Source organism: Paenibacillus sp. EB106-06-01-XG199, from assembly GCF_058791575.1.
On the sequence record NZ_JBYTDQ010000001.1, the window covers coordinates 653,193 to 679,681 of the forward strand.

Here is a 26,489-nt window from a genome sequence, read left to right on the forward strand (position 1 = left end):
ATTATAAATGGTGTGGTGCCAGTGATTGTTGGTGCCCGAGAATGAAGAATATCATATCCCTCTGCTGAAGAACATGATATTTTTGGAAAAAGTTTTTAGTGAAGCATAAGGGGGATTTGATATGATTACTTCACAAACGCTTGATGACTATTACGTAAGAATCGGCAGGCTGAAGCAACGTTATTTGTCGGAGCGGTTTGAACAGGATCTCCCTGTATTCAGCTCACATACGGAAGCTATTGAGTGGTTCAAGGCACTTTTTCCAGGCAGCTTCATCTTCGTGGAAGAGATGGAAGGTGCTAAATCCGAGAGCTACTATTTATATGACATTATCCATGACAGGGAAATCTGGGAACGCAGAGAGAGGGACTTAAGAGAAAAAGGTCAAGCTAATGGACTGGGCATGCTGCTCTGCGCGCAAAGAGTAGATATTTACAAAGACGGTGCAGTACATTTGGCGGTATAGCGGTGCATCACAAGATTTAAGTGTCCTACAGGGGAGACGATACTCGTCTCAGGAGGACACTTTGCTATGTGACTATTTAATTATTTAATTAGATACTGGGCAACGTATTGTTCTGCTCAATGCCATCCCTTGATCCGTACAGATTTCTCCGTCATTTTGGGGAGAGGGACATACAGGTGAGCACAATGCTCCCATCGGCCAGTTCCAGCTTCACCTTATTGGCGGTCTTTGGCGCTGATCGACTCAAGGTAAGCCGCCGGAACCTGCAGCCGTGGAGGACAGAATCGCGCCCAATAATTATTTATTTGGCGTAGTATCCGCCGTCAATTGCAGCTCAACACTTGTAATGTAGGAGGAATCATCCGAAGCCAGGAACAGAACGCCTTTGGCGATGTCCTCAGCTGTGCCCAGGCGCATAAGCGGAGTCTGTGCGAAGAAACACTGCTTCATTTTTTCATCCTTGAGCAGATCCTCGGTCATTGGAGTTTCAATATAGCCTGGATGTATAGAATTGGCGCGGAGGTTACGCTTGGCATAATCTACAGCAGTAGCTTTGGTCAACATACGTACGGTACCTTTACTGGCAGTGTATGGACCTGTGCCGCTTCCGCCGGCGCGATCATGTGCGGAATGACTGCGTTTTGTCCAAGGAAAATGCTGGTTACATTGATGCCCATCGTTTTCTCCCAGCGTTCCACGGCTTGTTCCATAAATGGAGTCGGGTCAGAAACACCGGCGTTGTTGACGAGAATGTCGATGTGGCCATATGCCTTCAAGGTCTCATCAACGACCCGTGCCCAACCTCTTCGGAGACAACGTTTTGCCCCTTAATTCCAAGCTTCAAGTGCACCTGGCGCCTGTCAGTTTCAGATACCACACGTTCAATATATCCCTTCTGAACGAGCTTACTGCTTAAGCTTGAGTGACGCACTCATTGACTATTACAGATAACATGCTAAAAAGACCGCATAATTTATACGGTCCCTTTATTGTAAAGAGCTTATCTCCATTTGAGCTGAGGTATGAGCATGCAGAGCGGAGAGGAATTGAAGCTTACAGGTACATTTTCAAGAGAGCGGGGAGTATTTTTATCTTGATACCGCTACATGTGTTAGTAATAAAATAGGTGAGAGGGAAACAGAGAAATTGCACCTCCTGGTGTTTCTTGATATACTTTTCACATGTGAATTTGATTGGGGGTTTTACTGATGGCAAAGCAGAATTGCTCATTAGCTAGGAAGTCCTCATGCAAAGCCTAATCTGGGGCGATACTTTGCGTGGGGGCGGTAGGATGGATACGATCGCCCAACCTTAACTTTATCGTTTCTAATAATAGGCTTTGCACCTTATGTTTTTTATATAAAAAATAAGGGGCTGAAGAGCTATGAATACACCATTTATTAGAAACCATCAATATAACGTCATTAAGAAACAAACGGATTTTCTGCAGAAAACGCTGCGAACCGTCGCGGATCGAAACGTCTTGAAGACTGTAAGATATCGTGCAGCAGCGAATATTATTGAAGCCATTCCTGATCTTACAAATGATCAGCAGCAAATGCTCGAACAAATAACGACCTTCGAAAGTGCATATGATTTCCAGAGATACCTGAGCGCATTAGAACCCTGTCTGGAGCCATTTCCACCGATTACGTTGAAGCAGATTCAGAAACTATTCCCTAAGAATAAGAAGCTGAAGGTGCCTGACTTAGGATCTATCGACTTCCGATATGTAACGTATCTGAGTTGGGTAGACATAGCTACGAACAAATTATTTATTGTCTATCCGTTCGAAGGACAGTTCATTGGTATCGAGGGAAGAATCACGCCCACTAACAAGAAAGGGTACTGCTTGTTCTGTAATCGTCATCAAGAGCTTGCATTCCTCACGGTTAAGACCAAGCCAGCGAACGCTTCGCCGGATAATATTTCTTCTATTGGCCAGTACGTATGTCTGGAGAGCGATGCTTGTAATCAGAGCATTACCGATATAGGATCATTGGAGAAGTTCATTTTTTCGGTTCGGAAATAACATTAACTACGACAGGCTGCCCAAGAGGCAGCCTGTTTTACTTTATTCCGTGTATAAGAGTGCATATTAGATCGCGTAAACAGATATTTCATGCTACAACCAGTATGAAATTTTGGTTTAGGCAGCAGAAGGATGAAGAATTTAAAATACCTGACATGAATTCAAAATATTCACAAATCGTGCAGTTGGGACTGCATGATCAGAATTAAGTAAGATCCGGAGAAATTCATTTGATAATTCAGACGAATCGAGTTACATAACCAAGTACAGTCTAATTACAGAATATCGTCTTGAATGAACACATTAAATAAATGAAAAGTATCATAGGTAAAAGAAATTAATATTCTAAAAAAATGATAAAGAGTTGTAAAATATCTTTATATAATACCACAGGCATAAATAAGCCGGATCAGATGCAAAAACTGCTTGAATTAGACTGGTCCGGTTTATTTACTTGATACTTATTCACAAAACCCGTATTTTGTACATATGTCTATAGAAGTAAGCTCATAAAGTGCAGCAGCCTTTTTGAAGCCTGTTTCTGTTGATTGACACAAAGTTGCATACCCTTTTGACACAAAGTCGCATACTTTACGCTCTTCAAGCAAAAATACTCCTAAGTATTTTTGCTTTTGAATTATTTATCTATAACCCCATGGTCATTCTCCAAGCGAGAATGCAACTTTGTGTCATTCCTCCAAGCAGGTATGCGACTTTGTGTCATTCTTCCAAGCGAGTATGCGACTTTGTGTCATTCCTCCAAGCGAGTATGCGACTTTGTGTCATTTTATACTGCTAAACTCTACATATCCATCTTATTAACTGCAATTCGCATCTCTTCGTCAGTTAAATGAGTATATATCATCGTAGTCTGTATTGATGAGTGCCCCAATTGATTTTTTAACCGTGGTACATCATTATTCTCTTTATGATATCGTGTTGCAAATGAGTGCCTTAACGCATGCACGGTCAGTGCTGGCTTGCCAAAAGCGATAGCGTATTTTTCAACGAGTTTCTCAATAGACCTTTGGTTTAAGCGACGGTTTGTCCCTTTACGCCCAACTGGTGCAGCCATAAATAGATATGTTGCTGTTTTGTCTGGTTTATACCTTGATTCTCTAACTTCAAGATAATTATTAAGATCCATTAAAGCCTGTTCACTAAAATACACATACTGCTCTTTGTTTCCCTTCCGAATTACTCTCACCAGACCTTTATGAATATCAAGATCTTCTAAATTGCATCCTACAACTTCAGATAACCGAAGACCAGAACCCAGAATTAAGGATACAATCGCAGTATCCCGTTCACGATTAAATTGGTGGAAATTATAAATTCGTTTGTTTGCTTTGAATATTTCTCCATAATCATGTGCAATAAATTTTCGGAAAGATTCGAAATCGTCGTCCCGTAGTATCTTACCTTCGATTCGGTTAGCGATCGTTTCCTGACTTTCTTTAACAGCATTCAATTCCATTTTGGCCATCACATTTCGCTGTAAATATGGTTTCAATTCGGAAGTCTCTGCTTTGTTCTGGAGATAATCAAACAACGATTTTAGAGAGGAGAGCTTTCGATTTATTGTTATTTTAGAATTGCCTAACTTGTACTCTAGGAAAGACAAGAAATTTTCTACTTCGCGCACCGTCAAAGTTTCAAGTTGTGATAGGCTTACATTAATTCGCATATCTGCAGATAGATTTTCACTAACCATCCAGTCAAAAAAAATAATGAAATCGTGACAATAATTTAAAAGTGTAGTGTGGGATAATTTCCGCTTACGACTGTCTATGTATTCAGTGACGTACCAAGGTAATTCTAACAGCTTTTCGTCTATCCGTTTCATGTAATTTAGCTTCACGTGTTTATCCATATTACACCCCTTGAACGAAATCAAGTACTAGTCAAATTATATTATTGGTTTATTTATTCGTCAAATCAGAATTTTACGTAATTATTATCAGTTCGGTTCAAATATATACAATATAAGAAGATATGTCGGAGGACAAGAACAGTTAGTCGATTGGCTTCATCCATTAATAGAACTAAGCGACGCAATTTTGTTTTATCAGCCTTTTCCCACATTAAATTGACAATTTATCTGCGTAACTCTGATGGATTACGCTTCGCCTCAAATGGGAAATCGAAATCATTAAGGAGGTCTGATTAAAATCGCTCCTCACTCAGAACTCTGTAAGAATTACAGTTTGCAAAAAGAATTGGTAAGGGTTCACCAAAGCTTGTGGGCAAATGATCCATTGCAAATCGTAATGCCCATGTCTTCCCGATTCTCGGTCTTCCATATACAATCATTCCAGGTAAGCGATTATTGACTATCTTTTTTATTCCTGCCATTAACCGTATAACTTCTTTGGTTGGAATAATGTAATCTCCTGTTTCAATCGGAGGTGTCCCATACTTTATTTGTGGAGTATCCATAAAAATCTCCTATCTAAATTTTTGTTTTATATAGCTTCATTAACTCCTTATATTCAGTGAATTCTTTATCCACTTGTTGTTTTTTTTGCGTGTTCTCTGGCTCTTTCTAAGGCAGCATTTTTTTCCCGGGCGTTCTCTATAGAAATGGATTGGCCATCGGGTTCATTTACCGTGCTTTGTTTTTTTGCTGATTCTTTTACTTGAGTAACTTTGTTAGCATCACGCCGGTTTCCCTTAGCTGCACTCTTAATGAGATAGTCAGTGTAAATAAAAATTGGATCATCCCAAGTCGTAAGAAATATCAATCGCCGGCGAACTAAAGAATTTATTGCTTTTCGTGTTTGTAATGTGTGAGGACTTAAAGACCATTTTCCTGCAGCAGATAAATAATCAAATTCACTTCCATCTGGCAAAAATGCTCTTAATGTACGTAAATCATCTACATTTACGTGAATGATTAGCTCTTTATTAATCAGATGAGCGGATTCAGCAAGCTTGTCGCTTCTGTACTCAACACCTTGATACTGTATGTATGGTTTCTTTCCCGATTTCAAAGAACCTCTTACTGTGCATGGCTTTGTAATTTGCATAAATAGTACCTCCTTTCGTTTATCCTCTTCCAACAACCTCGGAAGTAAACCGGAATCTAAGCGTTTTCCCATGAGCTCTAGAGGTGACTGGTGATAGATCCCTCCATGTGGTCTACCATTATAATCAGAAATCAGTACGTCAGTAAGCTCGTTTAAATGTTCAAACGTCATTTTAAATTTCAACGCATTTTTTTCAGGTTCAGTTCTTCGTGGATCATCTGGATTGCTTCCTGTTGTATTCGGTAACCGATGGAAACCTGTTTCTTCTAGAATTTCGAAAAACCGTTCTATAATCCCTCTTCTCATAGGTAAAGCAACAGGGCCAAATTGGTGGTCAACAAATCGTTTCTAAACCAGTTCAAGAATCTGAAGTTGTTGTTGATTTACTAGAGGCATTACAAAAAAGTGTTAAAATGAATAAAAGTACAAAATCTAAATCAAAACAAGCAACTCAAATTAAAAGTAATGAGAAATTGGGTTAATAAAACAGAGCACCCCGGAATGGGTGCTCTGTTTTATTTTTCTTTAATATTTAATTGTTTCTTTAATCGTGAATTCTCGATTGTTAACATCATCGTTTTTTGAATCAGTTCTTTATTATGATCATTTAAAGATGCTGAAAGACCGTCCTGATAAGCAGCGTTATATGCTTCATTTAGTAAGGTGCTGATTTCCTGAGCTAATTTGCTTTGATTTGCTTTGTAGATAGATACCTCTTCTACTCTATCAGTAAAATATATCGTTTCATCAATAGTAAAATACGGATTAAAATGTTTATTCAAGTTATCATCTCCACAGCATTTTTAAAGTGAGTACTTCACTATTTCTCTATTTTATCATAGAAAACCAAATGACATACTCATACACATATTATTCCAATTAAAAGTATATTAAAATAAAATACATATTCAAATAACTGTCAGATATACATAATAAATTTAGGAGGTAGTTACTTTGAGTCAGTTACACCCAATATCTGGATGTGAAAATGTAGAACGCAAAGCCGATGTTGTCTTCGTCCATGGTCTTGGCGGGGATGCGTTTAATACTTGGCGTTATAGTAATAACGCTGATTACTTCTGGCCAAGTTGGCTCGGTCAAGACTTTCCTGAAGTTGGGGTATGGTCTCTTGGTTATGCAGCTTCTATTTTGAAATTGGCTCGTCTTTGTAACTGGTTACCAAAAAGAAAACGGGAATCAGGATATGCTATGGCACTCCCCGATCGCGCACGTCAAGTCTTAGATTTACTGGTACAACACGGCCTTGGCAAAAGACCAGTTGTATTCATTTGTCATAGTTTAGGAGGTCTGCTCACAAAGCAAATCTTAAGAGTGGCATCAGACGCAGGTGAAGGCTTTCCAGAACGGCTAGTATTTGAAAATACTCGTGGGGTACTCTTTCTTGCAACACCTCATCAAGGCGCGGAACTCGCAACATTAGTAGCAAAATTCCGTCTTGCGTTCCCTACTTTAGCTATTGAAGATTTAAAAGCGCATGATGCACATTTGCGTGATCTTTTTGATTGGTATCGCAATCATGTAGTCGAAGGGTTCAAAACACGAACTTATTATGAATCACGGCGAGTAAGAGACGCTCTGTTAATTGTTAACCCTTCTTCTTCTCATCCTGGTATTGGAGCTAACCCTGTCCCCCTGGATGAAGATCATTTGTCCATCGCTAAACCACTTAATCGAAGCTCACAGGTATATGCTGCTGCAAAGATACTTGTACAAGAGTGTTTGGTAGGCTCTGAATTAATAGGTCCTACAGTTGTTCAAGGCAATCAATCCGATATCGAAATTCTCACAAAGCAAACTAAAGCGACGCTAGCAGATTTAAGTGAGTTATCCATCCTACGCGTTGGTAAAAATGAAATAAAAGTTAAGCGAAGATGCACTCAAGAAATACGTGATCAAATCGAAAAGCAATCAATAGTAGTTGTTGGTGAACCTGGAACCGGTAAATCTGGTGTACTGTACGACTTGGTAACCTCATTTATAGAAGAAGGTAGAGATACGATATTTCTCGCAGTAGATCACATTACTGCTCAGACGCATTCTGAATTCAAGGAACAACTAGGGATAAGTCATGTTCTAGAAGATGTGCTTACAAATTGGAGTGGAGATAAACCTGGATTTCTAGTTATTGATGCTCTTGATGCTGCACGTTCTGAACAGACAGCACATCTACTCACAAATCTTGTAACTAGAGTTGTTCGAAGGAACGATCGTTGGAAAGTACTCACTTCTATTCGCAAATTTGATTTGCGGCACAGCAGGGAAATCCGTAATGCTTTTTTTGGTCAACCTCCTCTCGAGAAGTACAGTGAATCTGAATTAAAGAATACATGTCATGTGCAAATCCCTGAATTTTCAAATGAAGAATTATGTATCATTTCTATGCAATCTCCTGAACTAAAATCTTTAATCGAGGCTGCGGACGAATCAATGAAGAGACTATTGCATGTGCCGTTTAATTTACGACTCATGGGAGAGCTAATCGGTCAGGGCACGACAATTGAATACCTCACTCCCATTAAGACACAACTAGAATTACTTGATCATTATTGGGAAGAACGAATCATTCAACCTCATGATGGGCGCCGTGATGCTAGAGAATCTGTTATTCACAGAGTTGTCTCCTACATGGTGGAGAATCGGACACTTCGTGTTTCACGAGGTTATGCAGTTACTTCGGAGACAACCCGAGATCTTGATCATATACTCAGTGAACATTTGTTAATTGAATGGCAGCCTTCGCCTACACTATACCCAGATTCTTCAAACTTAACGTTTGCACACCATGTTCTGTTTGACTACGCGGTAGAGCGAATACTGCTACGTAGTCAAGTTGATATTACAAGAATACTGACTTCTAAATCTGAGCTTGTCATAACGATCAGGCCGAGCTTCGATATGCATTTCCAACATTTATGGTCCCAAGACGTTTCACGTTATCTTTTTTGGGATATAGTTTTTGGTTTTATTGAAAACAGTGATGTGCCAGAGATCGCTAAACTAATAGGCCCAGTAACTGCTGCAAAATTCAGCACAAATATATCTGATATATTACCAGTGATTCAAGGAATTGAATCCTTGTCTACTAAAAACATTGCAGAAGCAACATTACGTCATACGGTAGGAGCATTAATTGCAATGCCCCCTGCGGAATTAACACGTATAATATCAGGAAAAGCCGCAGAGCTCTGGGTAGATATAGTCGAATATTTGAGTAAGCAGCTTTCTGATAAAAACGAGTACATTGTTCGTATGTTGCTTTCTTTATTATCTGAGCGCTTAATTATTTTGACGAAAAAACAACTTGAATCCGTCGGTAGAGCATCTAGGAATTACTTACAATTTGCTTGGTCGCAAGATATTAGATTTGTAGGTGTGATACCACTTGCAATTAACTGGGTGTGTCAGAGTTATCATAGCAATACACCTGAGTCCAGCAATTTATTAAGTCGTATCCTTCAAAAAGAACAACTTAGTAAGTATGGTTTTTTGGAAATGCCCAGATTGGCGGACAACGTTAAGACCATCATGATTCATGATCCCGCCTTTGTAAAAGAAATATATATTTCCGCATTTAACTATATTGAGGATAGTAAGGAAACTACGTCAATTGGAAATAGTAAAATTGTTTCTTTAAGATCAAACCGTAGTCAAGACTATGAAGGCGGATTGTATCTACTTGCCACGGAGTTTAAAAATTTTGTTGAAGTAAAACCCATAGAAGCTATCGATGCATTAATTGCAATTGTTGAGAATCATGTTATAACAAGACATAAAGATCGTAATGTAGACGTATTACAAGAAAGATTTTATGCAAATGGTCTCAACGCAAGTATTCATGCTGACAAAAGCTATTTTTGGGACACTGGGCTCCATTCTCCTGGAGATGAAATTCACAATATGCTGGACACCTTCCAATCCTATTTATCTGATTTAGGTAAAAATCCGAGTCAGATTGGAGGTTTCCAACAAATTGTTAACCTGCTAATTAAGAATAATCGAATGGCGGCTCTATGGAGGCGGTTGCTAATTTGCGGAACTGAGTATCCCTCCACTCTAGGCATAGAAATTCGTTTCTTGGGTTGGGCACTGCCTGTTTTAATGTATCGAGATACAAGCAATGCAGCTGGGGATTATCTAGGAGCTGTATATCGTTATTTGACACTTGAAGACAGGGAGAAAATCGAATACGTTATCGACTCTATTCCCTTAACCTTTGAAACAGAAAACTTACGCCAAGGAGAACGTATACGTGATCGCCTTCTTGAATGTCTACCGCTTCAATATGTTTGTACTTCAGAAGCTAGACAGCGCATAACTGAACTTGACTTACTTGAAAAGGCTGTGCCTGAACAGTCATTTTCTCCCGTTTGGGAATCAGAGGAGTATAGCTCAAGAGAGTACCTCGCTGATGGAGGTGTCCCGATAGATGAAACAGCAAACATTCGAATTCAATCATTAGAACGACCAGTCGAGTTTTTTTGCAAAGAACATAGCAACTCGCTACCAACTTTAGAAGATGTTGAGCTAATATTGCCACAGTTACAGGCTCTTTGGACAGCTCTTTCAAGAGCCGAAATTGATGGAGTACATCCTAAACAACTGAATCACACTTGGGGGTATTTGGCTGAAGCTTGTGCTAAAGCTTCCAAATGCGAAAATATCAATTATGATGAGGAGATGGGAATATTTATTTTCTCTGTTTTACTAGAAGCTTCAATAAACCCAGAGCCTATGAGTAGTACACATGACGATCAGTTTAATGAAACTGCTAGTTGGGGTAAGCCAGCTGCACGTATTGATGCTGCTGAAGCATTAACAGAGCTCGCTCGCTTTAAATCGCTTGTGACACCTACTTTGTTAACTAAATTGCAAATTTTAATAACCGATCCAGTTCCAGCTGTGCGTTTTCAAGTCACGATTCGGCTATTAAATCTTTATAGTACTGCTCATTCTTATATGTGGGAGTTAATTGATCGTGTAGCTAATGAGGAAATGAATCGTGGAGTTCTCTATGGTCTAGTTCAGGGTGTACTAAAACGGTTAACATCAAAATTCCCTGATAGAATCAATGCACTTGCAGAGAAGATTTATGACCGAACCTCTCCAGATAATCGTCTTCGGCACTCATGTATTGATATTTTCGAACAATTATATCTTTTATATGATCATTCCAAAGCTAAGGAACGGGTCAGATCTTTCATTCTGAATCCATTAGAATGCTCTAAAGAATGTCGATACTTTGTGGTTCAGCTACGAGACGCTTTAAATAAAGGATTTCAAGAACAGCAATATACAAAAAGTGAGTATGTCGCGATACGGGCAAGAAGCTGGAATACCCTGTTACAAATTCTTCAAGTAGTCAAGGTAGAGTGGCAGAGTGTTTTAGATCAGTTACAAAACGAAGGTCAGTGGTCCGAAGAGCTTCAGCAAAGACTATCTGATATTAATGAAATCGTTGATTCCGCTAATATGGCGGTGTACTTTTCTTCTGGTGCACATAATAATAAACGCGCTACAAAGGGGCTGCAGACTATTACGTTTGATCTGGAAAAGACTAAGGTATTCTTTACGGAAGCTGATAAAACAATAGATGAATTAGCTGACTTCTCCATCCCTGCGGTAACTCACCACTTACTTCAAACACTAGAGTTCTTAATACCAGTGGATCCAGTTAATATATTCATGCGTATAGTTCGCACAATAAATGCTGGACAAAATGGAGAATATCAATATGAATCGATGGCAGCTGATCTACTTGTTAAACTCGTTGAACGGTATTTAGCAGAATATCGTGTGATATTCCGTGATAATCCTGATTGTCTTCATTCATTAATAAAGGTACTAGACATATTTGTTAAAGCAGGTTGGTCAAATGCACAAAGACTGACATATCGTATGGAAGAGATTTTTAGATGAGTTTAGCATAAAGAGAGATATTACTTCAATTGAAGAACATCTCTCTTTATGCCAGAAAAACTTTCTTATATACTTTTTCTTCTCCCCTGCTATTTCTCTACATTTATCCTTTCCCATTGAAGAAAGCTTTCGGTATTTGGGGCAGCTATAAAGTGTATTCATTTCATTCCACTTCCAGCGTGAAAACTTTGACTTTATGCATGCTTACCGGTCGAAGCAATATGCTCGACTATAATAAATTTTTTATTTTTTATAAAAATGAAAACCTCAGAGTTAACCCCGTGCAAGTACGAGGTTAACATAAGCAACTAATATTTAATAAGAAATTGGAGTGACACAATGTGCAGCAAGTTATATCCCTGATTGTGTGTTCCATTTTCTTGAATAATACGTCGTGCTTCATTCTCAATGTTGCTGATAATTGTCTAATTGTCTAAGAGTAGCTGCAAAACCTTTGTTATTCCGATTAGTGTTCACATGTGTTCAGACCTGGTTCTCATGGGCAGACCAGTAAGCCTCCTATCGTTTACAATTGCTTGTTTGATTCCTAACTTTTTGCACAATTATCTGATTTACAGGAGCAGGAAATACGAGATCATTTGTCTGCTCTCGGGAGTAATACTTCCTCCTACTATACAATATTTGACCGCAACGGATCAGTTGAAACCATTATGCAGCAATTACATTCATAAACGACTTTTGATAACGCCGGCACTAAAATGATTGCTGTACGCTCACTTAAATTAACTTATTGTGACTGTGTACAGGCTCAAATACAGTGAAACTGAGTCTGATGAATATGCGGACACAGATTTCAATGATATTCTCCACTATGAAATGCTGCGTTCAAAGATAAGTGCAAAGGACAAGTGTATCAACCTACATTCGGAAGCGCTCACGAATCAGAAAGGGGAATTCGGTTCAAGTCATGTGGCTTAACTAGCAAATGGGCAATCCTAGGAGCACAGATACCATATTCTTTTTATAATCACTCTAGAATTCGTAGTTGTTGGGGCGTAATACCAAATACTTTTTTAAACATCCGTCCAAAGTAACCTATGTTGTCAAAACCAACCATTCCTGAAATTTCGGTAACAGTATAATCAGTTGTCTGCAGTAATTCTCGGGCTCTGTTTAATCGAAAATGAATCAGATAATCTACGGGAGAAGTAGCTGTTCCCTCCTTAAAGCAGCGCAGTGCTTCACTCTTACTTACCTTGGCCGAAGAAGCTATGTCCGCAAGACGGATCTTTCCCGTATAGTTCTCATAAATATACTCCATCATTATTCGTAGCCTAGCCTGAGTGGATTGTAAACTGGTGCTCTGCCGCAACTCAGTACAGGAGTGTCGATTCATATATAACGTACGCCAGATAGAGGAAATGTTGATTTGTATATCAATCTCCCTAGTCTCTTCCTCTGAACTTAATGAGCGGAAGACTTTATGTAAGGAATGCAAGATTTCCTCTTGCCAACCGATTTGACTGTTCAAATAAAGAAACGATATGTGAGAGCTCACAATTGGCTGCACAAATTTTTGATACACCAACTGGTTTCCGCCCGAAATCAGTTCTGGGGAAAAGACTATGTTGGGCACAAGCGCCCTGTTCATCGCTTCATAACCGTGAATATTCCTCGCGTTTATAAATATCCCATCTCCCTGACGAAGACTAACAATCGCTTCACCTATCCGATAATCCACCTGCCCTTCCTGGATAACGGCAAATTCCACTTCTTCATGCCAATGGCGATTAATTGTGTGATTAGGATAATAGTCGGTGTCGTCAAGATAGATCTGTATCGGGAACTGCCTGGGACCATGTGTTGCCTTTTCCCGCAGCTGTTCATCTGTGATTACCACTGACTGCAATTTAGACACCTCTTTGTTTTTGGCGATATTGTACTATAATTCCGGTTGATACTGCAAGAAAACAATGCTTTCCTATGTTATATTTATATTCCTGTCTAGATGTTTATAGCTGGATTCACTACAATATCACAATCTCAGGAGGGCATTATGGCTACACTGCTTTTAGTGATTATCTACATTATATTCATCAGTCTTGGAATACCGGATTCGATATTCGGGTCTGCTTGGCCTGCTATTAACCAGGAGTTCGGCTTGCCTATTTCTGCGGCAGGTTATGTAACGTTTGCCATTTCAGGTTGTACGGTAATTTCTAGTTTATTCAGTGCAAGGTTAATTAGCAGATATGGTACAGGCAAGGTTACTGCTATTAGTGTCACAATGACTGCGATTGCCTTGCTTGGTTTCTCTTACTCACAAAATATAGTATGGCTTTGCCTGTATGCAATTCCACTCGGACTGGGGGCCGGGGCTGTAGATTCGGGGATCAACAATTATGTAGCGCTTCATTATAAGGCAAGCCATATGAATCTGCTACATTGCTTTTATGGAGTTGGAGTTTCAGTTAGTCCATATTTAATGTCGCTCGCCCTTACTGAGCAAAACAACTGGCGGGGAGGCTACAAAACCGTTTTTTTCATCCAAGGAGCTATTGCAATTATTGCCATGTTATCTTTGCCCGTTTGGAAAAGATTAAATCAGAATGATTTGGAAGTAAAGAACACAACCCTTAAAACAGTCAGTTTAGCATATTTGTTCAAGATATCTTCAGCAAGAGTAGTATGGTTAACATTTATCGGTTCTTGTGCAATTGAATTTACTGCTGGGATATGGGGGAGTACATTTTTGGTACATACGAAGGGATTAGCTGCAGATAATGCAGCAAAGTGTATCACCTTATATTATGTTGGCATAGCTGTAGGCAGGCTAATTTCAGGATTATTAGCCGGTAAGCTGACGAGTTGGAAATTAATTCATATTGGACAGGGGGTCCTCTTTGCCGCAATAGTGGTACTGATGCTTCCTGTACACGTAACGGTTTTGACTATTGCTTTATTTATGATAGGTCTTGGTAATGCACCGATATTCCCCAACCTTATTCACTTGACTCCGAAAAATTTCGGAAGAGAAATTTCACAGTCGATGATGGGCGCTCAAATGGCCGCTTCCTATGTCGGTATTACGTTAATGCCTCTACTGTTTGGACTGCTCGTCCAAACCCTGAGTATTAGTATATTTCCTTATTTTCTCATATCATTATTTGCTATGATGTTTTTTTCAATGATTTATTTGATACAAATATTAAAAAAACAAAATCGGTATGACCAGTCTACGAATGAAATTGCTTAATTGTGTTTGGTCTTCTGCTCTATCAAGAGACTTTAGTCATGCTATTTGATAGGATTTTACTTTTTAAAGTGAAATATAACCATATCAAGACCATAACCTCTTATTATGGTCTTGAATGCGAATCAATACTGCCAGCACTGAGTTGTGGAGCGGTTCGCCAGCAGGACTTGCCGTAGGTTCACTGCAGAATAATGTACCACCACTCGTCGTAAACCTCTAAAGTTTAATGTAAGAAAAAGTCTTTCTCCAGATTTCGCTGTCTGAAACCATGCAGTTTCGCTTTTGACATGTTCTCCATTATCCGCCCATAATTCCACACACTAATAGTGACGGTTTCGGGCATTAGTTCCAGCGGAAGCTCAAAGGCGAGCGAATTGACCCCTCTCTTCTTCCACTATCATAAATGGTCTGATGGAATTCTTAGTAAAGTGTCAAGACATAACGGGCAGCCGTATGCTTTTTTCCTTTGGCATCCGTTAATACATATGAGAATCTTGATTTACCCAGATCAAATCCCAAAGGATTAACATACGGTTTAATTTTTAAAAGAAATATCTTCATAATACCCCTCAGGTTATTGTATTTTAGCTTTCCACAAACTAAGCGATGGCTAGTAAATTCACTTGAAAATATAGGAGATCTCAACGTGTACCTTCCATATGAGACAATGGCAGCCTGAAACTAGTTTTATACTCTTTTTAGCGCCGCAATGCACTCTTCTCTCCTGGCTGCAGGAACTACGAAATCGAAATAAGCTTCTTCTTTCTGATTTCCCCGTACCAAATGAATAAACTCCTGCCCAAGGAGTTCTATCCTTTGCTGGACTTGCGGGAGTTGTTTTAGGCTGTCAATCATAAAATCAATAAACGTTCTAGACAGGGCGGTGCGGTCATGACAGGTATAAATAGAGGTAAAATCCAAAGCTTTGATTCTCTCCAAATCATGGATAAACTGGTCGATTGGAATCCATTTCCCGAGTCCATACAACAAGCGTCTGGCAATAGTATCACTGGTGAATAAAGAATTTGTCTTTTCATCCAATAGCAAGATACTTCCGTCCGTATGACCCGGTACATGAAAAATGTGAATAACATGGCTATTGCCGATATCCAGAACATCTCCTTCTCGTAGATAATGTAGGGTTTCTGGAATGCCCTCGTAATCATTTAATCCATACTCTCCCTTAAGCAGGCCCTCATCATCTGGGTGAATCCAGCATTCATCAAATTCAGTTAGCCGGTATATATGATCGGGGTGAGTATGGGAAAGTACCAACTGTACCGGTGTTTGTGCAATTCGTTCTGCAAATGCTTTAAAGCCCGGCAACGGTAACGCTGCATCAATTAATAGTGAGATTTCTTCCCCCTTAATCAACCAGGAATTCCCTGTAGGACTCCCAAATTCTAAGCTGCGGCCCCAGTGGCTTCCGTTCTCTACAACTTCGCATCCGATTAAATAAGTATCCGGCTTAACTTCTACGGCAAAAAAACCAGCTGAATCTTTATGCTCTAAATAGATCATGAATTTATAGTCAACTCGCTTTCACATACGTTTAATGGATGAAGCTTCTCAACTTAAGTCAGACGGAAGATCCATAGATTTATCCTACAAAATTCCGGGTCAGCCCGCCATTGCTTATCCGACTTTGTGGTATCGGTTAAACGACTTTTTACGCAAAAACACCTTCCAGTTCATATCCTGATTTATACTCGGACATAAACTGGAAAGTGTATATTTTATCTATAATATTGGTAACCTAGTCTTTTCCCAAGTATCCAGAATCAAGATCATCCACAGAATGATTGTCTGCACGCCATCATTTTATTGAGCCTAAACGTTCATCCATCTGATCTAGAATCTGTTCCAGCTTAGGGTAGACAGATGCCAGATCCCGGAGTGAGGAAACGCCTAACGAAGCACCTAAATCATCTGGATTCACTCCAGTCTGTTCAATCATCATCGTACGGACTAGGTTCGCAGCCTCCTCGTGCCGCAAAAGTTCAACCAGGGGTGTTTTTGTACTTAATTCCTTTAAGTAACTCTTTAATGGCGAATAGCTGATCGAATAGCTGCCGCTCTGTAATTCCAATTGGACTTCTTCTCCCTGCTGCACGCCGGTGATGTCAGTCAGTCTCAACCTCAGGCCATGGATTTCTACGTCCTCCAAATTGGCATGTGGTAACCGGACATGGGCGGAAGCATTAAACGGAATTTCAAATTCAAATTCCAGTCGCCCTTCCTCACTAATCTCCCATCCGCTCCGGTAGTTTCCGGAGACAGATTCCAAAGTAGCGTTCACCCGTCTCAGCCGTGCATCAGGCTTAGGTGCTAGCAGCACCCGCTGAAAGCCCGGAGCCTCTTCAAGGGGATTAATACCCGCCATGCTACGGTACATCCATTCCACGATGGCACCGTAAGCATAATGATTCAAAGAATTCATACCTGTTCCGCTAATGGTTCCATCCTGGAGAATAGAATTCCACTGCTCCCATATCGTTGTTGCTCCCAGATTCACGGCATATAGCCAGCTTGGATAATCTTCATTCAGCAACAGGGTATAAGCTAGATCATTGCAGCCATGTCGTGTCAGAACGTGATTCAGGTAAGGGGTGCCGACGAACCCTGTTTTGAGATGATTACGGTCAGATTTTAAGCGTTTCCGCAGTGCTGTAACGACTTTGTCGATATGCTCCGCTGGAACCAGATCCATATACAGTGCGACAGCATATGCAGTTTGTGTGTCGATCGCCAACCGGCCTTTTTTAGTGAAAAACTCATCCTGAATAGCAGCCTTGACTTCATTAGAGATACGACTGTAGTATTCAGCTTCTGCTTCTTTACCAAGAAGCTTTGCTGCTTTTGCCACAATACTCGTTGAGTAACAGTAGTAGGAAGAAGCGATGAAATCCTTATCTGTTCCACCAAAAGGTGAATTTGGATTACTGCTGTCCAGAGCCAGCCAGTCCCCGAAGTGGAAACCCACCGTCCAAAGTCTTTGTCCACCCGACTCCGTATCTTTTTGAATAATATAGTCGGCCCATCCTTTCATACTTTCAAATTGCTGCCGAAGAATCGCTATATCCCCATAATGAAGATACACATTCCATGGGATAATTACGGCTGCGTCGCCCCAGGCGCTAGACCCGCCCTCCTGGACACTTGCGGAAGGAACAACGAATGGCACCTCTCCGTGACGCTGCTCCTGCTCACTTGCGATGTCAACACTATATTTATTGAAAAATGCATAAGAATCCATGTTGAAGCAGGCCGTACCGGAAAACATCTGAGCATCTCCAGTCCACCCCATTCGTTCATCCCGCTGTGGACAATCTGTAGGAACATCGAGGAAATTGCCTTTTTGTCCCCACTTGGCATTAAGGAACAACCGGTTGACTAAAGGATTGTCGGTTTCAAAATGTCCGGTATCCTCGAGATCCGAATACACAACACATCCGGTAAAATCCTCTCCCTTCAGTTCTCCAATCCAGCCGTCTACTTTTACATACCGGAATCCGTAGAAGGTGAAGTGGGGACGTACTATCGTTGTCCGTCCGTCTGCAGTATATTGGTGCTCCGCTTTAGCGGTACGCAAGTTTTCCCGGTAAAAGTTTCCCTCTTGCAGCACTTCGCCATATTGAAGTCGAATGACGCTTCCTTTGGGAGCGCTGATCTGATATTCGATCCAGCCCACCATGTTCTGCCCCATATCCAGAACGGTTTCGCCCGCAGGAGTATGGATGATCTTGATAGGCTTAAGTGTCTCCTTGATCACAACAGGAAGACTCAGTCTGGCCTTAAGACGTTCATAGTTCAGGTCAGCTTCTTGTACGGGGTAGCTTACAGAAGGATGGAATGTAGCATCGTAAATTTCCCCATCGTACAAATTCCCTGATACAATCTGACTTTGTACGGCAGTCCAGGAATCATCGGAAACAATGATATCTGTTGTACCCTCACTGTAAGTCACTGACATCTCGTACAGCAGCTTAAATGCATCACCGTAGAGCTCGCTCGAATGGCCGTCGAAACCAAAACGCCCTTTGTATAATCCGTTTCCAAGGCTAACCGCCACCTCATTTTGACCAGGTTGCAGCAATCCGGTTACATCATAGGTTTGGTATTGCAGCCATTTATGATAATTATTAAAGTTAGGTGTCAGGAATTCGTTCCCTGCCTTTTGTCCGTTAATGTACATCTCATAAAGACCTAATCCGCAAATATATACCCGGGCTGATGCTATGGGACCATGCAACTCAAAGGTCTTTTTCAGTACAGGATGAATATCCTTATCCATTAACGGAGTAATCCATTTCCCGCTCCACGGCTCATCCAACTTGGCTGTCTCAAACCATGACGGTTCGCTCACAGCATGTTCCCCGTTGTCGGCCCATACCTCTACCTGCCAAAAATATCGTGTCCGCGGCTTTAATTCCAGCGGAAGCTCGAAGGCACGGCTATTGGTATCCTCGCTTACTCCGCTGTCAAATACGATGTTACGGAACTCTTCATCTAACGCAACAACATAACGTGCTGCTGTCTGTCTCTTGCCTTTTGTATCGGTTACTGTGTAGGATAATCTCGGCTTCCCCAGGTCAAAGCCCAGCGGATTATATATACGATTGGTTTTTAAACGAGTAATCTTCATAGGATCTCCTTCACGAATATAGTGTTTTAGTGAGATTTAAAGAAAGAACCTCGAATCAGCTAGTTTAGATGATCCAAGGTCTTGTAGAAGAATTAAATGGCTTGATTCGAGATTCTATTCAAAAACATATCTATCTCACTCTGCTCTTTTTCTGAAATCCGTAGCATTGCAAGCCAATCTTTTATTCGTATATTCGCCTGGAATGGAGTAAGTTTGGTTCCCTTTTTGTTACGCTCTTTATTAAAGGCATCGAACTTCCCTATAATGGTTGTCAATCTGGTATCGAGAGAATCATTATGTTTTCTCACCAGCTCGATAGTACAGTCAACGGACAAATAAGGCTTCAGATCCCCATTTATTTTTGGCTCGCATACCGGCTTAGTCATTTCTTGATCCCCGAAATCTCCCAGCATATCCTTCAGCCATTTGATACTATCGTTTACCCAATTCGATACACGGTCGCAAGCTTCAGCGAGTAATAGGAACGACTCACCGACAGAAAATCCGTGTGGCCCGTATGCATATATATGAGATTCAAAGGAAATATTCCATTTGGCAAGCGCAAGCTGAAAGTCAATTGTATTTTTGATAGGCACAATGACATCATCTCGCGTTCCAAATAGAAAACAAGGACAGGTAAATTCATCGACCGTCTCTACCGGCAGTGGAAGCCCTTCCTGGCACATATCACAAGTATCTTGGTCCAAAGCAGCATATCCCAGAATGGCGGCGGAAGGACGGTTCTGTGAAATGGTAGCAGCACAGGCAGCTAAATGGCCTCCGGCCGAGAATCCAACCACTGCAATTTTGTCATCATATATATTCCACACCGCTGAGTTTGCCTTGATAAGTTTCATCGCTTCTTCATAGTCATTTAGAGGGTTTGGCCACTGTTTATGCACTCCTACGGAATACCTTAGAATAAATGCCTGGTATCCCGCTTTTGAATAAGCCAAAGCCACAGGCTCAGCTTCTGTATCCGAGCAAATATTATATCCGCCTCCTGGGAGTATTAACACCGCCGGGCGTTTCTTAATTTTAATGAATTCGCCTCCCACGTCCTGGAGGATGGCAGTCAAACTGACATTTCGTTCTTGATTAAGTGTAATTTTTTGAATCTCCATATTAACTTGGCCTCCTCTTATAAAAACAAGCAATAAGAGCCCTTTCTAGTTATACAGCCTAAATGTTTTGGACAAACAGTCTACTGAATTTCCGCCAACAAAAAATTCAAATTCCCCTTCTTCAACAACATGCTTCATGTTCAGATCATAGTAGCCCATTTTATCGTATGGAATATCAAAGAAAACCTCTTTTTCCTCTCCTGCTTGCAGTGGGATTTTCAAAAAATCAACCAGCTGCTTTACTGGACGGACACGCTTCGCAACAATATCGCGAATATAGCACTGGACAATTTCAAGCCCTTCGCGATTTCCGGTATTCCTTACCTTAACTGATACTGTAACGCCCTCTGGCTCTTCACTCACTTGAAGTTCGGAATAGGCAAAGGTTGTATAGCTTAATCCATGCCCGAAAGCAAACACTGGCACAAGCGGTGTATCCAGGTATTTGGAAGTAAACTTACTTTTACCGCCTGGGCGGCCGGTATTAATATGCGCATAATATACCGGGCATTGCCCGCTAGCATAAGGGAACGTCGTGGTTAATTTAGCCGAAGGGTTTACCTTTCCGAACAGTATATTCAGTATGGCATTTCCGGCTTCGACACCAGGGTGCCATGCCTCGATAATTGCCGGTACATGTTCAGCAACCCAAGGAATCGCCAAGGGCCTTCCATTAAAAAGAAGCGCAATGACCGGCTTACCGGTTTCTATTAGTTTCTTCAGTAGATCTATTTGCTCCGCGGGCAGCTCAATAGAAGCACGGCTGGCTGCCTCCCCGCTCTGATTTTTCAACTCACCAACTGCAGCAATATAAACATCGCATTCTTCCGAAGTAGCCGTGGTTCCATCAAGGTAAACATAGTCAATGCCTTGAGCCGTGCAAGCATCCACAAGGCTTACACAGTCTTCCCCGTCTGCTTTAATGGCCCATGCACCAGTCATTTCTCCCCGGTTATTGGCCAGTTCACCGGCAATCCCCAACTTGATGCCCTGTTTCAAAGGCAGGACTGCCTCATTTTTCAGCAGAACGATGGATTTCTCAGCAGCTTCTCTGGCCAGGAAACGGTAGGCTGGTTTTAGCATGGTCATCTTCTCACGATCTTCGGAAGTTCGGTAGGGATGATTGAATAATCCCAGTTCAAACTTAACTCGCAGCACATTAGCCACAGCCCTGTCTAGAACTTCCACACCCACAGCACCTTCTGCAATCAGTTTAGCCAGCGTTTCACTGAAAGCATTCGACGTCATATCCATATCAAGTCCGGCCTCAATCGCTTGTTTGGCTGCATCTGCAATATTCTCGGAAATGCCATGTGTGACACATTCAGCAATGGCGTTGGCATCGCTAATCGTCATTCCGTCAAATTCCCACTGGTTACGAAGTACATCCGTAAGGAGCCACGGGCTCACTGTGCAGGGGATTCCGTTGATATCATTAAAAGCCGGCATGAACGCTCTTGCACCAGCTTTGACACAAGCCTCGAACGGCGGAAGATATTCCTCGAACAGACGCTGCATCGACATATCCACCCGGTTATAATCTTTCCCTGCTTCAGCGGCCCCATAAGCAGCAAAATGTTTTACACATGCAGCCATAGCATCTTCCTTGGTCAAATCATCGCCCTGAAATCCTTTTACTTTGGCAGCACCATAGATGGAAGAGAGCAGCACATCTTCACCTGCTCCTTCACTGACCCTTCCCCATCTGGCATCCCTGGATACGTCCACCATGGGGGCAAAGGTCATATGAACACCACCTGCTGTCGCTTCTTCCGCCGCGATTCTGGCTGTTCTTTCCCAAAGCTGCGGCTCCCACGCACAGCTTTCTGCCAGTGGAATCGGTGTCACAGTGCGATAACCGTGAACGACATCGTATCCGAACAATAGCGGAATGCCCAGACGTGTTTCCGTTACCGCAATTTTTTGCAGTTCGTTCGCAGTTTTTGCATCATTTAGTCCATTATAAGAACCGATTTTCCCAGCCCGCAGGTCTTCTTCATGGAAATCCTGTTTGGCTGAGCTCATCATGTTCTGGAATTCAGATTTGCTGATTCTCCCGTCAAATACCATGTTGACCAGTTCTTCAAAGCTTACGCCAAAGGCGCCTACCAGCGAGGGTCCGCATTGCTGCAGCTGACCCACTTTCTCTTCTACCGTCATTTTCATCAGTAATGCTTGAATTTCTTTCTCGTAGTTATTCTTCAAACAGATACCTCCAAATAAGCGCAGTTCTCTTATGCATTAACTGTAAATTTGTAATCGCCGCTGCCTACACAATGACATTGACCATCCGGTAAATACACTTTTGCTTGTGTATTTACAGGGATACTGCATTCATAATTCAGACCACTTTCTGTATGCTCCCACCTGGAGCGTATGTTTCCGTAAAGACTTTCGTAAGTTGCCTCTGCGTAAGTCAGCGTTCCGCCCGGAACTGGCCGGAGTTCAAACATCCGATAGCCTGGTTCCTCAAATAGCGGAGTAATTCCCGCCACTCTGCTAAATAAAAAGTCGCAGACAGCGCCATAGCTGTAGTGATTAAAAGAACCATGGTAGCGGTCCATGCCGTCCCAGCTTTCAAGAATAGTTGTACTGCCGAGCAGCACGGCATGCAGCCAGCTTGGATTCTCGGTTTGCTCCAGGATCCGGAAGGCCACTTCCGGGTATCCGCAATCTACCAGCACATGAAGCAAGAATGGTGTTGACAAAAACCCTGTGTTTAACCGATAATCGTTATTTTTAATTTCCTGAATTAGCTGATTTACAACTTTAGTGCGTTTACCCTCGGAACAGATATTCATAGCCAGTACGCGGACATAAGCTGCCTGATGTCCCGGTTCGATTACACCATCATCCCCGATTAGATACTTGTCATAAACTTTACGGATTCTCTCTGCAATCTTATTGTATTTCCTGTAATCCTCTTCGTTGTTCAAAATCTGTGCCATATGTGCCACATTCCCAGCGGAACGAAACATATAAGCAGTAGCTACACGAGGGTTTCCATGTGTCCGCATCCGCATAATGGCATCAGCAACAGATTCACCCGTTACTTTCTTAGGAATCGGCTCCAGCCATTCTCCATAATGCATTTTTGTATCAAAAATATAACAGGCATCCAGTTCCCCGTCTTCATAGTTATGATACTGCGGTTCCTGTTCATAAAGCGGATTAGGCTCCTTAGCACATGCAAGCATATAATCTACCCATTTTCTGGCTGTTTCATATTGGTTGACCAGAATCTGCTTGTCCCCGTAGCATAGATAGATCATGTACGGTATCCACACCGCAGCATCTCCCCAGCCGGCACTGTCTTCACCGATGCTTCCGTTTCCGCTTGGGCCGGCTAGCGCCCACAAAGGATTGTCTTTGATGTTTCGTTCCAGTTCCTCCGGATTATGAACGCTGCTTGTAGAAGGAAAGGTGATGCCAATCTTTCCGCTCGCATATTGCTCCAATGTCAGATCTTTCAGCCATTTTTCAAAAAATGAATACACATTCATAAAGTCGGCGGCCGTCCGAACGTAAATCTGGGCATCACCAGTCCAGGCATTCCGCTCCCTAGTCGGACAGTCCACGGGAACATCCATAAAATTTCCTTTTTGGCTCCACAAGCTATTCTGTACAAGTTTGTTTATGAGCGGATTTGAGCAACTAAAGAATCCTGTCTCTTCCATATCCGAATAAACGGCAACAGCCGTAAAGTCGACTTCCTGGATCTCTTCATCATAGCCCTCAACAAGCACATACCGGAAACCGAAAATCGAAAATAAAGGACAATAATCTTCTTCTGGTTCTCCGGAACAGATATACACCACTTCCTGAAATGCAGCAGTCAGGAGTGGGGTATCCTTAATGTTATCCAAGGAAAAACAGCCGTCCTTGAGAGCTTCACCATGTACCAAACGTATTTTCTGACCAGCTTTGCAGCTTCTGAGCTTCATTTTTACATATCCGGCAATATTCTGACCAAAATCTATAACCAGTTGTCCGGCTGCATCCCGGAATGGTCTGGCAGTGAAATGTTCTTTCTCTCTGACTGGTACACTACTGCTGGCAATTAACCGTGTATCTGCATGTTCAGCTGTGCAATGTACCTGTATCCAAGAACTATCATCATACGAAGGAGACTTCCATTTCAAAACTTCTTGGCGGGCATCATAGATATCGCCCATCAGCATATCAGAAGCGAGCATCCCGCCTGTTGAGTGCTTGAAACACTCATCTGTACCAATAACTTCTCTCTCACCATTCTCATAGGTCAATTCAATTTGGCCGAAGTAATGCAGCCTATAGCCAAAGTTATTCTTAACCGTTCCCCCGGTCACTCCCCGCCACCAGCCATCACCCAGCATGACTGCCCAGCTGTTCGTGCCTTCCATGAGCAGCGCGGCAATATCATAAACCTGGTATTGTAATCTCGCATAATAACTGGTCAATCCGGGCTTGAATTTATCTTCCGTTCCATTCCTTCCATTAATCCAGAACTCATAAAGCCCATGCGCCGTCTGATAAATGCGTGCATGTTGGAGTCCAGGCTTTACTTCGAATGTTCTCCGCAAATAGGGGGCGGGCTTCCGTTCATCGGCATTTACATCCGCTTCTGGTTCAATCCATTTCGCTTGCCAGTCCTCAGGTTGAAGAAGCCCCATCTCGAATCGGGCTATTTCGCTGTGGGCAGTCTCTTTCATACCGGATTCGTCTGTTGCCGTGACTGAAACCTTCCAGCTCACTTGCTGTCTGCTTACCAAATTTGCTCCTTCATAGCGAATGTACTGACTATCACTGCTTTTGACAATTCCGCTATTCCAAATTACTTTTCCGTTCCAATAAGCCACAATCTGATAATAAGATTGCATGACACCAATCTTGTCACTCTTCAACTTCCAAGATAACCGCGGTCGCAGCTCATCGAGCCCCATTGGATTAGACATATACTCTGTTTTTAAGTCATAGATTTGAAGCAAAGCAAACTCCTTCCTTCATCAGCGATGATTCCTATGCTTAATGAGTTACATGTATACTGATTTCTTTAAGTTTCTTAGCATCAATAACAAGGGATCCTTTTCTTGATCCTGCATTACCAATATTAGAGATGCTAGAGATACCATGGACTGTAGTTTTTTCTTCACACCTTCGCTCCCCCTTCTAAGTATTGCTTCGACTACTCCTTCACAGCACCGATAACAATCCCTTTGGCGAAGAATTTCTGGAGGAATGGATAGATTAACAAAATAGGCAATGCTCCAATGAAAATTTGCGCCGAAGTCATGGACAGGAAGTTATATTTCGCCATCTCCTCCGTGTTATTGGAATCGATATTTGGCATCGCTATGGCGGCTTTCAAAAAAGTGCTTAGCGGCACGTTATCCGGTTTCATATAAATTTGTCCATTCAACCATTCGTTCCATACCCCTACCACCACAAACAAACCGACTGTTGCCAAGACCGGCAAGGATAAAGGCAGCATCACTTTCAGAAATACTCTCCAGTGTCCCGCCCCATCGATGTAGGCCGCCTCCTCCAGCTCTTTCGGCAAGGCTTTGAAGAAATTCATGATCAAAATAATATTAAAAACGTTTACCATCGTTGGCAGAACGAGAGCCCATATCGAGTTATACAAACCGATTTTCGTAACCAACAGGTATGTGGGAATCATCCCTCCGTTGAACAGCATGGACACGATGAAAAATCCGACGAAAAACGGATAGCCCGCAATCCCATTCCGTCCTCCGCCTTTCGATAGCACGTAAGCCGCCATACTGGTCACTAGCAGACCTAAGGTTACGCTTAAAAAGGTCCGCTGCACCGAAATCCATACGGAACGAAGCATCTGAGAGTCTTCCATCGCTTTGGCGTAGGAATTAAAATTCAAGCCAATCGGCCAAAAGGTCACTTTATTAGCTGAAACGGCTACGCTTGAACTCAAAGATAAGGATAAGATGTGAAGAAACGGCAGGATGCAAATTGCCGCAAGTAAAACCATGACGAGATTATTAACCAGCTGGAAAGCATTGAATTTACTTGTTGTTTGCATGT

General features: G+C 41.8%; 15 protein-coding genes and 1 pseudogene. 4 read left to right on the top strand and 12 right to left on the bottom strand.

What is annotated here, in order from left to right:
• Nucleotides 1-121 precede the first annotated feature (121 nt).
• Entirely contained in the window at nt 122-466 is a 345-nt protein-coding gene (locus AC3WT9_RS03345) for a hypothetical protein (RefSeq protein WP_341378781.1), read from the top strand.
• 297 nt (nt 467-763) lie between these two features.
• On the opposite strand, the pseudogene AC3WT9_RS03350 reads toward AC3WT9_RS03345, so the two are convergent.
• A pseudogene (locus AC3WT9_RS03350) lies at nt 764-1,242 on the bottom strand (SDR family NAD(P)-dependent oxidoreductase).
• 608 nt (nt 1,243-1,850) lie between these two features.
• Here AC3WT9_RS03350 and AC3WT9_RS03355 point away from each other — a divergent pair.
• A complete protein-coding gene (locus tag AC3WT9_RS03355) occupies nt 1,851-2,498 on the top strand; it encodes a FusB/FusC family EF-G-binding protein (protein ID WP_341093530.1) in 648 nt (215 codons plus the stop codon).
• A gap of 802 nt (nt 2,499-3,300) precedes the next feature.
• Here AC3WT9_RS03355 and xerS read toward each other — a convergent pair.
• The 4 genes from xerS to AC3WT9_RS03375 all read right to left on the bottom strand — a co-directional run bounded on the left by xerS (nt 3,301) and on the right by AC3WT9_RS03375 (nt 6,309).
• Nucleotides 3,301-4,371: a tyrosine recombinase XerS gene (gene xerS, locus AC3WT9_RS03360; protein ID WP_492407269.1), complete on the bottom strand. Its 1,071-nt coding sequence runs from the start codon at nt 4,369-4,371 to the stop codon at nt 3,301-3,303.
• A gap of 293 nt (nt 4,372-4,664) precedes the next feature.
• A complete protein-coding gene (locus AC3WT9_RS03365) occupies nt 4,665-4,937 on the bottom strand; it encodes a hypothetical protein (RefSeq protein ID WP_492407270.1) in 273 nt (90 codons plus the stop codon).
• Between the two features lie 65 nt (nt 4,938-5,002).
• Nucleotides 5,003-5,527 (bottom strand): hypothetical protein, encoded by a 525-nt coding sequence (locus AC3WT9_RS03370; RefSeq protein WP_492407271.1) that lies wholly within the window; start codon nt 5,525-5,527, stop codon nt 5,003-5,005.
• 515 nt (nt 5,528-6,042) lie between these two features.
• A complete protein-coding gene (locus AC3WT9_RS03375; RefSeq protein ID WP_492407272.1) occupies nt 6,043-6,309 on the bottom strand; it encodes a hypothetical protein in 267 nt (88 codons plus the stop codon).
• A gap of 172 nt (nt 6,310-6,481) precedes the next feature.
• On the opposite strand from AC3WT9_RS03375, the gene AC3WT9_RS03380 reads away from it, so the two are divergent.
• Nucleotides 6,482-11,464 (top strand): hypothetical protein, encoded by a 4,983-nt coding sequence (locus AC3WT9_RS03380; RefSeq protein WP_492407273.1) that lies wholly within the window; start codon nt 6,482-6,484, stop codon nt 11,462-11,464.
• A gap of 988 nt (nt 11,465-12,452) precedes the next feature.
• On the opposite strand, the gene AC3WT9_RS03385 is transcribed toward AC3WT9_RS03380, so the two are convergent.
• Entirely contained in the window at nt 12,453-13,325 is an 873-nt protein-coding gene (locus AC3WT9_RS03385; RefSeq protein ID WP_492407482.1) for a helix-turn-helix transcriptional regulator, read from the bottom strand.
• Nucleotides 13,326-13,481: 156 nt separating this feature from the next.
• On the opposite strand from AC3WT9_RS03385, the gene AC3WT9_RS03390 reads away from it, so the two are divergent.
• A complete protein-coding gene (locus AC3WT9_RS03390; RefSeq protein ID WP_492407274.1) occupies nt 13,482-14,681 on the top strand; it encodes an MFS transporter in 1,200 nt (399 codons plus the stop codon).
• A gap of 687 nt (nt 14,682-15,368) precedes the next feature.
• Here the strand turns inward: AC3WT9_RS03390 and AC3WT9_RS03395 are convergent.
• The 6 genes from AC3WT9_RS03395 to AC3WT9_RS03420 form a co-directional block, all read right to left on the bottom strand.
• Nucleotides 15,369-16,202, bottom strand: a complete 834-nt coding sequence (locus AC3WT9_RS03395; protein ID WP_492407275.1) for an MBL fold metallo-hydrolase — start codon at nt 16,200-16,202, stop codon at nt 15,369-15,371.
• A gap of 295 nt (nt 16,203-16,497) precedes the next feature.
• Complete coding sequence (locus tag AC3WT9_RS03400; RefSeq protein ID WP_492407276.1) at nt 16,498-19,326, bottom strand: alpha-L-rhamnosidase; 2,829 nt, start codon at nt 19,324-19,326, stop codon at nt 16,498-16,500.
• 92 nt (nt 19,327-19,418) lie between these two features.
• Nucleotides 19,419-20,450, bottom strand: a complete 1,032-nt coding sequence (locus AC3WT9_RS03405; RefSeq protein ID WP_492407277.1) for an alpha/beta hydrolase — start codon at nt 20,448-20,450, stop codon at nt 19,419-19,421.
• Nucleotides 20,451-20,495: 45 nt separating this feature from the next.
• Nucleotides 20,496-22,655: a glycoside hydrolase family 3 N-terminal domain-containing protein gene (locus tag AC3WT9_RS03410; protein ID WP_492407278.1), complete on the bottom strand. Its 2,160-nt coding sequence runs from the start codon at nt 22,653-22,655 to the stop codon at nt 20,496-20,498.
• 29 nt (nt 22,656-22,684) lie between these two features.
• Entirely contained in the window at nt 22,685-25,417 is a 2,733-nt protein-coding gene (locus AC3WT9_RS03415) for a family 78 glycoside hydrolase catalytic domain (RefSeq protein ID WP_492407279.1), read from the bottom strand.
• A gap of 197 nt (nt 25,418-25,614) precedes the next feature.
• Nucleotides 25,615-26,487, bottom strand: a complete 873-nt coding sequence (locus tag AC3WT9_RS03420) for a carbohydrate ABC transporter permease (RefSeq protein WP_492407280.1) — start codon at nt 26,485-26,487, stop codon at nt 25,615-25,617.
• Between the last annotated feature and the right edge of the window lie 2 nt (nt 26,488-26,489).

Excerpts from the sequence above, each read along its gene's own strand:
- AC3WT9_RS03405 (WP_492407277.1), bottom strand. The coding sequence starts at position 20,450 with ATGGAGATTCAAAAAATTACACTTAATCAAGAACGAAATGTCAGTTTG.
- AC3WT9_RS03395 (WP_492407275.1), bottom strand. The coding sequence starts at position 16,202 with ATGATCTATTTAGAGCATAAAGATTCAGCTGGTTTTTTTGCCGTAGAA.
- AC3WT9_RS03420 (WP_492407280.1), bottom strand. The coding sequence starts at position 26,487 with ATGCAAACAACAAGTAAATTCAATGCTTTCCAGCTGGTTAATAATCTC.
- AC3WT9_RS03400 (WP_492407276.1), bottom strand. The coding sequence starts at position 19,326 with ATGAAGATTACTCGTTTAAAAACCAATCGTATATATAATCCGCTGGGC.
- AC3WT9_RS03390 (WP_492407274.1), top strand. The coding sequence starts at position 13,482 with ATGGCTACACTGCTTTTAGTGATTATCTACATTATATTCATCAGTCTT.
- xerS (WP_492407269.1), bottom strand. The coding sequence starts at position 4,371 with ATGGATAAACACGTGAAGCTAAATTACATGAAACGGATAGACGAAAAG.
- AC3WT9_RS03345 (WP_341378781.1), top strand. The coding sequence starts at position 122 with ATGATTACTTCACAAACGCTTGATGACTATTACGTAAGAATCGGCAGG.
- AC3WT9_RS03365 (WP_492407270.1), bottom strand. The coding sequence starts at position 4,937 with ATGGATACTCCACAAATAAAGTATGGGACACCTCCGATTGAAACAGGA.
- AC3WT9_RS03370 (WP_492407271.1), bottom strand. The coding sequence starts at position 5,527 with ATGCAAATTACAAAGCCATGCACAGTAAGAGGTTCTTTGAAATCGGGA.
- AC3WT9_RS03355 (WP_341093530.1), top strand. The coding sequence starts at position 1,851 with ATGAATACACCATTTATTAGAAACCATCAATATAACGTCATTAAGAAA.